The sequence below is a fragment of the Mycobacterium sp. E2462 genome, from assembly GCF_001672685.1.
GTDB lineage: Bacteria > Actinomycetota > Actinomycetes > Mycobacteriales > Mycobacteriaceae > Mycobacterium.
Genome location: NZ_LZKC01000302.1, coordinates 32,865 through 40,124, shown reverse-complemented (window position 1 = coordinate 40,124; position 7,260 = coordinate 32,865). Strand labels below are relative to the sequence as shown.

General features: G+C 70.6%; 6 protein-coding genes and 1 pseudogene. 3 read left to right on the top strand and 4 right to left on the bottom strand.

The genetic code is table 11. From position 1 onward, the window contains the following. Both A5714_RS15360 and A5714_RS15355 read left to right on the top strand, forming a co-directional pair. Window positions 1–2,164, top strand: a 2,164-nt coding sequence (locus A5714_RS15360; protein WP_197513735.1) for an ATP-binding cassette domain-containing protein, incomplete at its 5' end; no start/stop codon positions are given. Window positions 2,165–2,264: 100 nt separating this feature from the next. After that, on the top strand, window positions 2,265–2,708 hold the full coding sequence (locus tag A5714_RS15355) for a DUF402 domain-containing protein (RefSeq protein ID WP_068286371.1): 444 nt from the start codon (window positions 2,265–2,267) through the stop codon (window positions 2,706–2,708). Window positions 2,709–2,724: 16 nt separating this feature from the next. Here A5714_RS15355 and A5714_RS15350 read toward each other — a convergent pair whose 3' ends face one another. Both A5714_RS15350 and sigK read right to left on the bottom strand, forming a co-directional pair. Further along, entirely contained in the window at window positions 2,725–3,423 is a 699-nt protein-coding gene (locus tag A5714_RS15350) for an anti-sigma factor (RefSeq protein ID WP_068066054.1), read from the bottom strand. Beyond that, the gene (gene sigK, locus A5714_RS15345) at window positions 3,420–3,983 is read right to left on the bottom strand and encodes an ECF RNA polymerase sigma factor SigK (RefSeq protein WP_068286360.1); all 564 of its coding nucleotides are present in this window, start codon (window positions 3,981–3,983) and stop codon (window positions 3,420–3,422) included. Before sigK ends, A5714_RS15350 begins: the two co-directional genes overlap by 4 nt. 297 nt (window positions 3,984–4,280) lie before the next feature. Here sigK and A5714_RS26165 point away from each other — a divergent pair. Further along, window positions 4,281–4,373 (top strand): annotated as a pseudogene (locus tag A5714_RS26165) (cell surface protein); the annotation flags it as partial. An 87-nt stretch (window positions 4,374–4,460) separates the two neighbouring features. Here the strand turns inward: A5714_RS26165 and coaE are convergent. Both coaE and rpsA read right to left on the bottom strand, forming a co-directional pair. Continuing rightward, window positions 4,461–5,639: a dephospho-CoA kinase gene (gene coaE / locus A5714_RS15340; RefSeq protein ID WP_068286357.1), complete on the bottom strand. Its 1,179-nt coding sequence runs from the start codon at window positions 5,637–5,639 to the stop codon at window positions 4,461–4,463. A gap of 6 nt (window positions 5,640–5,645) precedes the next feature. After that, window positions 5,646–7,088, bottom strand: coding sequence for a 30S ribosomal protein S1 (gene rpsA, locus A5714_RS15335; protein ID WP_068066061.1), 1,443 nt, complete (start codon window positions 7,086–7,088; stop codon window positions 5,646–5,648). Between the last annotated feature and the right edge of the window lie 172 nt (window positions 7,089–7,260).

The window sequence follows — 7,260 nt, the reverse complement described above, 5'->3', positions numbered from 1 at the left end:
ACGGTCAGCTCCTCCGGCGCGCGCGACCCCGCCGGAGGAGCTGACCGTCGTCGACGCCGCCTCGGCGGCGAGGGCCGCCGCACCGCCGGTCGCCGCGAACGAGGCCGCGGCGCAGGCCCAGTCGCCGGCCGAGTTCACCGTCATCGACGCCAAGACCGGCGACGTGTCCAACCTCGCGACCCGCTTCGTGAAGTTGCTGTCGCCGCGGTCGTCGTCGGCGGCCGGAACGGCCGGGGCGATGACGATCGGGCGCGCCCCCGAAAACGACATCGTGGTGTCCGACGTGTTGGCGTCGCGCCAGCACGCGACGCTGGTGCCGACGGCGCTCGGCACCGAGATCCGCGACAACAGCATCAACGGCACCTTCGTCAACGGCACCCGCGTCGGGTCGGCGATCCTGTCCGACGACGACGTCGTCACCATCGGCAACGTCGACCTGGTGTTCCGCAACGGCACGCTGACCAAGCGCAGCGAGGCCGCGTCGCGCACGGGCGGCCTCGAGGTGCGCAACGTCAAGTACGTCGTGGACAACGGCAAACAGCTGCTCGACGACATCTCCCTGACCGCGCGGCCCGGCACGCTGACCGCGGTGATCGGCGGATCCGGGGCCGGCAAGAGCACCCTGGCGCGGCTGATCGCCGGCTACACCACGCCCAGCTCGGGGTCGGTCACCTTCGAGGGACACAACATCCACAGCGAGTACGCGTCGCTGCGCAGCCGGATCGGCATGGTGCCGCAGGACGACGTGGTGCACCGCCAGCTGACGGTCAACCAGGCGCTGGGTTACGCCGCGGAGCTGCGGCTGCCGCCGGACACCAGCAAGGCGGACCGCGCCAAGGTCGTGGCCCAGGTGCTCGCGGAACTCGACCTGACCAAGCACGCCGAGACCCGCGTCGACAAGCTGTCGGGCGGCCAGCGCAAACGCGCCTCGGTGGCGCTGGAGCTGCTGACCGGGCCGTCGCTGCTCATCCTCGACGAGCCCACGTCGGGCCTGGACCCGGCACTCGACCTGCAGGTCATGACGATGCTGCGCCAGCTCGCCGACGCCGGCCGCGTCGTGTTGGTGGTGACCCACTCGCTGTCCTACCTCGACGTCTGCGATCAGGTGCTGCTGATGGCGCCCGGCGGCAAGATCGCCTACTGCGGGTCGCCCGACGACATCGGCGACGCGATGGGCACCACGAACTGGGCGAAGATCTTCACCAACGTCGGCGCCGACCCCGAGGAGGCCAACCGCCGGTTCCTGGCGCAGGCCGAGGCGCAGCGACGGCCGCAGAAGCTCGCCCCGGCGCGGGCCGACGAGCCCGAGGACCTGGGCGAACCGGTGCACACCAGCGTGCGGCGGCAGATCTCGACGATCGCGCGGCGCCAGGTCCGGCTGGTCGTCGCCGATCGCGCGTACTTCGTCTTCCTGGCGCTGCTGCCGTTCATCCTGGGTTCGCTGTCGCTGACCGTCCCCGGCAGCAACGGTTTCCACGCCCCCGGCCCCGGCGCGGGGACGCCCGACGAGGCGGCGCAGATCCTCGCGTTGCTGCTGCCGGCCGCGGCGTTCATGGGCACCGCGCTGACCATCCGGGATCTGGTCGGCGAGCGGGCCATCTTCCAGCGCGAGCAGGCGGTCGGCCTGTCCACGTCGGCGTATCTCATCGCCAAGGTCGCGGTGTTCTGCGGGTTCGCGATCCTGCAGTCGGTCATCGTCACCGCGATCGTGGTGGTCGGCAAGAGCGCCCCGACCCGCGGCGCCGTCCTGCTGGGCCATTCGACGTTCGGCGCGGTCGTGGAGCTGTTCGCCACCGTCGCCGCGACCTGCGTGGCGTCGGCCATCCTCGGCCTGGCGATCTCGTCGCTGGTGCGTTCCAGCGAGCAGATCATGCCGTTGTTCGTGGTGGCCGTCATGGCGCAGCTGGTGCTGTGCGGCGGGATGGTGCCGGTCACCGGGCGGCTGGGCCTCAACCAGCTGTCCTGGGTGATGCCGGCGCGCTGGGGTTACGCGGCCGCCGCGTCGACGGTCGACCTGCGCCACCTGGTGCCCGACAACCTGCTGTCGCAGGACCGGTTCTGGCAGCACACGCCGAAGGTGTGGCTGCTGGATCTGGGCATGCTGGCGGCGCTGTCGCTGTTCTACGCCGGTTTCGTGCGGTGGCGGATCCGGTTGCGCCGCTGAGCGGCCCGCCGGGGTCGGCGGTAGGGTGGGCAGCATCCACCCGCCCAAGCACGAGACCTTCGACGTAGCGGCCCGCACCAACACCGACCCGAAGGGCATCGTGCGGGCCGTCGACGAATACGTGGTCCGGCCGTGGGGCCTCTACGTCGCCCGATCCACCCCGGGCCGCGCCCAATTCCACTACCTCGAATCGTGGCTGCTGCCGTCACTCGGGCTGCGCGCCACGGTGTTTCACTTCAACCCCGGCCACGAACGCGACCACGACTATTACCTCGACGTCGGTGACTACTCGCCGGGTACCGACGTCTGGCGTTCCGAGGACCACTACCTCGACATCGAGGTGAGCACCGGCCGCGGGGCGCGGCTGGCCGACGTCGACGAGCTGGTGGACGCGGTGCGCCACGGCCTGCTGGCGCCGGAGGCCGCCGAGCGGGCGGTGCGCCGTGCCGTCGCGGCCGTCGACGGGCTGGCCCGCAACGGTTACGACCTGTGCCGCTGGCTGGCGGCCGCCGGCATGGAGCTGACCTGGCGCGACCGGGCCTGACGCGGGGGCGCGCGGCTCAGCCGAGCGGCACCTTGAGCACCGGCGCGGTCGTCGGGTGGGCCGAGCCCGTCCCGGGCTCGACGGTGATCGCGAACGCGGTGCTGGGCCCCAGGTCCGACAGCACCGCGGTGGTCGAGGGCTTGACGGCGGCGGCGTCCATGGTGCCCGCGGGTCGTGGGCCGTTCTCGCCGAGCAGCCACATCTCGTACACGGTTCCCGGACGGGGCGGCGCCACGTCGTTCATCACCACCACCGCCGCGTTGCGCTGCCGGGAGAACAGCACGGTCGCGGTGCCACCCGACGGCAGCGGGGCGGTCGCGGCGTGCACGTCGGGGGCGGCGAAGACGTGGTCGGCCGCCGACGGCGTCGGGGCGGACCGCAACCCCAGGGTCACGCCGGTGGCGATCACCGCGGCGAGCAGGGCGGCGGCCGCCGCGAGCAGCGGTGCGCGCCAACGCCGTACGCGGGGCGGGGTGGGTTCGACCGCCGCCATGACCGTGGCGCGCAGCGGCGCCGGTGGCTCGAGCGCGGTGTGCGCCGAGACGACGGCCATCGTCTCGCGGACCGCCTGCACCTCTACCCAGAACGCCTGCCCCACCGATGCGGGCGCCGCCGCGACGCGGTGCTCGATGTCGGCGCGTTCGTCGTCCGTCACGGCGTCCAGCGCGTAGGCGGTGGCCAGGTCCAGCAGCGTGAGATCGGCCGGGTCGCTCATCGCACATCCAAACAACGACGAAGGTTCCGCAAGGCGTCCCGCATCCGCGATTTGACGGTGGACGGGTTCTGCGCGAGGCGCTGGGAGACCTGAGCACATGTCAGGCCCTGGTAGTAGGCCAGTTCGATGCACTGCCGCTGCGCGTCGGTCAACCCCGCCAGGCAGTTGACCACGCGATCCCGCTCGTCGCGGCTCAGGGCCGCGTCCGCGACGACGTCGCGGGCGCGTTCCACGTCCCGGGCGCCGTACCGCGAATCCCGGTCAGCGGCAGCCTGTTCGGTGCGCACTCGGTCGACGGCGCGGCGGTGCGCGATGGCCAGGATCCAGGCCACCGCGCTACCGACCCCCGGGTCGTAGGCGCCGGCACCGCGCCACACCTGCAGGTACACCTCCTGCGTCGTCTCCTCGCTGTATCCCGGGTCGCGAAGGACCCGGAAGACCAGGCCGAACACGCGAGCGCGGGTCAGGTCGTAGAGCTGTCCGAAGGCGTCGACGTCGCCGTCGGCGACGCGGCGCAGCAACTCGTCGAGTTGGCCGCCCGAACGAGCTGTACTGCCCATGGCGCGATAGCGTAACGACTCCCGCGGCGCACCGTGCGGCCACGCCGAGGACGCCGCGCCGGGCGCCGGTGCGTCGGCGAGAGACTCCATCGACGGTATTCGAGGCCACCGGCGCGGCCGACGGCGCGAAATTCGATGCACGCACGGCCCGTCCACGCCCGCTCGGCCTCCGAATGCCCTACGAGCGACCTTGACGCGGCGGCGTGGCCGCCGAAGACGAAGGAGTCGAACGCGATGATGAACGCTCGGGCACGGCGACACGTCGCCACCGCTGCTCAAGAGCGTCCTCACGTGAAGGTCCAGGACGCGGGGCTCGTGTGCGGCGGGGTGCACACAGCCCACGCGACGGTGTACATGACTGACACCGTGTTGATGCCCCCGGGGCAGTAAGCGGGAGCATCAGCCAGAGGCGGTCGGGCGGGGGCCCGGCCGCCTTTGCGCGTCCGGGGCCCGCTTCCGTTCAGCCTCGCGGTGCCCTCACGGCGTCCAACCGGTCGCCTCGGCCCACTCCCACGCCCGCCGGTAGGCCTCGGCGAACCAGGGCTCCTTGGCGTCCGCGTACGCCGCGGCGTCGCCGCCCGCGCGCTCCTGCGCGGACTGCTTGACGGCCAGGTACGCCGAGCGGGCCTGCGGGTCGGCCCTCAGCCAGTCGGCGAACAACAGCGCGAACCGCTGGTTGGGCCGACCGTCCACGCGCAGGTGCACGTTGGTCGGGCGGCCCGGATCGGCCGATCCATGAATCCGCTTCTGCCACAGCGCCGCATCGCCGGTCCTGACGACGTCGGAGGTGATGCCCGCCAGCCGCGGATATCCGGCGGACAGCAGCGGCTCGGCGAGTTCGGTTGCGACGTCGAGGGATTCGACGGTGACCTGCACGTCGATGACGTCCTTCGCGGGAAAGTCGGGCACGGCGGTCGACCCGATGTGGTCGACACGCAACGCCCGATGCCCGCAGGCGGTCTTCAGCCGGTTGACGATGCGCTGCGCCTGGTCCGGCCACGTCGGGTCGGGCGGCACCAGCCGCGCGGGCGCCCGGGCCACCTGGTGCGCGCTCAGGTTGTGCGCGAACGGTAGTACCCGCTCGTTCCATACGTCGCGGGCCCGGCGCACCAGATCGTCCCGGCTGCCGGAGTTGTCGAGCCAGACGTCGGCGACGGCGCGCCGCTGTTCGTCGCTGGCCTGCGCGGCGATTCGGGCGCGAGCGTCCTCCTCCGGCATGCCGCGCTGGTCGATCAGCCGCCGCAACCGGACCTCGACGTCGGCGAACACGATGACGACGAGCGGGAACAGCGGCGCCATCCCCGATTCCACCAGGAGCGGGATGTCCTCGACGACCACGGAATCGTCGGGCACCGAGGCGATGATCTCCGCGCGGCGCCGACCCACCAGCGGGTGCACGATGCCGTTCAGCGTCTTGCGCGCCTCGTCGTCCCGGAAAGCCTTGGCGGCCAAGGCCGGCCGGTCCAGTGATCCGTCGTCGAGCAGGATGTCGCCGCCGAAAGCGTCGACCAGCGCCGCCAGGCCTTCGGTGCCCGGCTGGACCACCTCGCGAGCGATGACGTCGCCGTCGACGATCACCGCACCCAACTCGGCGAAGGTGGCCGACAGGGCGGATTTCCCGGCGCCGATGCCACCGGTCAACCCGATACGCAGCATCGGAGGTTAGGCGTTACCGGCGAGCTTCTCCCGCAGCGCGGCCAGCTGCGCATCGCTGGCCAGCGAGCCGCCGGCCTTCTCCGCGGGCGCGCCGCTGCTCGACGACTGGTCGCCGACACCGTGACCGGCGGCCTCCGCCTCGGCGAACTTCTCCATCTGGGCGGTGTGCATCTTGTGCCGGCGCTCGGCCTCGGCGTAGCGCGCCTCCCACTCGGCCCGCTGCTTCTCGAAGCCCTCGAGCCATTCGTTGGTCTCGGCGTCGAAGCCCTCGGGGAAGATGTAGTTGCCCTGGTCGTCGTAGCTGTCGGCCATGCCGTACTTCGCCGGGTCGAACTCCTCGGTGTAGTCCTCGTTGGCCTGCTTGAGCGACAACGAGATTCGACGCCGCTCCAGGTCGATGTCGATGACCTTGACCATCGCGTCGTCGCCGACGGCGACCACCTGGTCGGGAACCTCGACGTGCCGCTCGGCCAGCTCGGAGATGTGCACCAGGCCCTCGATGCCCTCCTCGACGCGGACGAACGCGCCGAACGGCACCAGCTTGGTGACCTTGCCCGGCACGATCTGACCGATCGCGTGGGTGCGGGCGAAGTGGCGCCACGGGTCTTCCTGGGTCGCCTTGAGCGACAACGAGACCCGCTCGCGGTCCATGTCCACGTCGAGGACCTCGACGGTGACCTCGTCGCCCACCTGGACCACCTCGGACGGGTGGTCGATGTGCTTCCAGGACAGCTCCGAGACGTGCACCAGGCCGTCCACACCGCCGAGGTCGACGAACGCGCCGAAGTTGACGATGGAGGAGACGACACCCTTGCGGATGGCGCCCTTTTGCAGCTGGTTGAGGAACTCGCTGCGCACCTCGGACTGGGTTTGCTCCAGCCAGGCACGGCGGCTCAGCACCACGTTGTTGCGGTTCTTGTCCAGCTCGATGATCTTGGCCTCGATCTCCTTGCCGATGTACGGCTGCAGATCGCGGACGCGGCGCATCTCGACCAGCGAGGCGGGCAGGAAGCCGCGCAGCCCGATGTCGAGGATCAGGCCGCCCTTGACGACCTCGATGACGGTGCCCTTGACGGCCTCGTCCTTCTCCTTGAGCGCCTCGATGGTGCCCCAGGCGCGCTCGTACTGCGCGCGCTTCTTGGACAAGATCAGGCGGCCCTCTTTGTCCTCCTTGGTGAGGACCAGGGCCTCGACCTCGTCACCCACGGAAACGACCTCGCTGGGGTCGACGTCGTGTTTGATCGAGAGCTCGCGGGCGGGGATGACCCCTTCGGTCTTGTAGCCGATGTCGAGGAGCACCTCGTCCCGGTCAACTTTGACGATCGTGCCCTCGACGATGTCACCATCGTTGAAGTATTTGATCGTTTTATCGATTGCTGCGAGAAAATCCTCGCTGGAGCCAATGTCGTTGACGGCTACTTGCGGCGAGGTGACGGCGGGACTCGGCATATTGTTGGGTTGCTCCGGACAGCTTGGGTCGTAGGGACAATTTAAGGATTTACCCGTCGAGGCTACTCGACCCGAACACGCTGGACAAACCGCCCCGTCACCCGAAATGCGGTGCACCACCCTTTTCGGCCCGCTCACGCCGCGAAATGAGGGGTCGCGCCGCGCTGAGCGG

What these genes read in the sequence shown, in the direction of transcription:
- coaE (WP_068286357.1), bottom strand. Translation starts at nt 5,639, where the DNA reads ATGCTGCGTATCGGGTTGACCGGTGGCATCGGCGCCGGGAAATCCGCC.
- A5714_RS15350 (WP_068066054.1), bottom strand. Translation starts at nt 3,423, where the DNA reads ATGAGCGACCCGGCCGATCTCACGCTGCTGGACCTGGCCACCGCCTAC.
- sigK (WP_068286360.1), bottom strand. Translation starts at nt 3,983, where the DNA reads ATGGGCAGTACAGCTCGTTCGGGCGGCCAACTCGACGAGTTGCTGCGC.
- rpsA (WP_068066061.1), bottom strand. Translation starts at nt 7,088, where the DNA reads ATGCCGAGTCCCGCCGTCACCTCGCCGCAAGTAGCCGTCAACGACATT.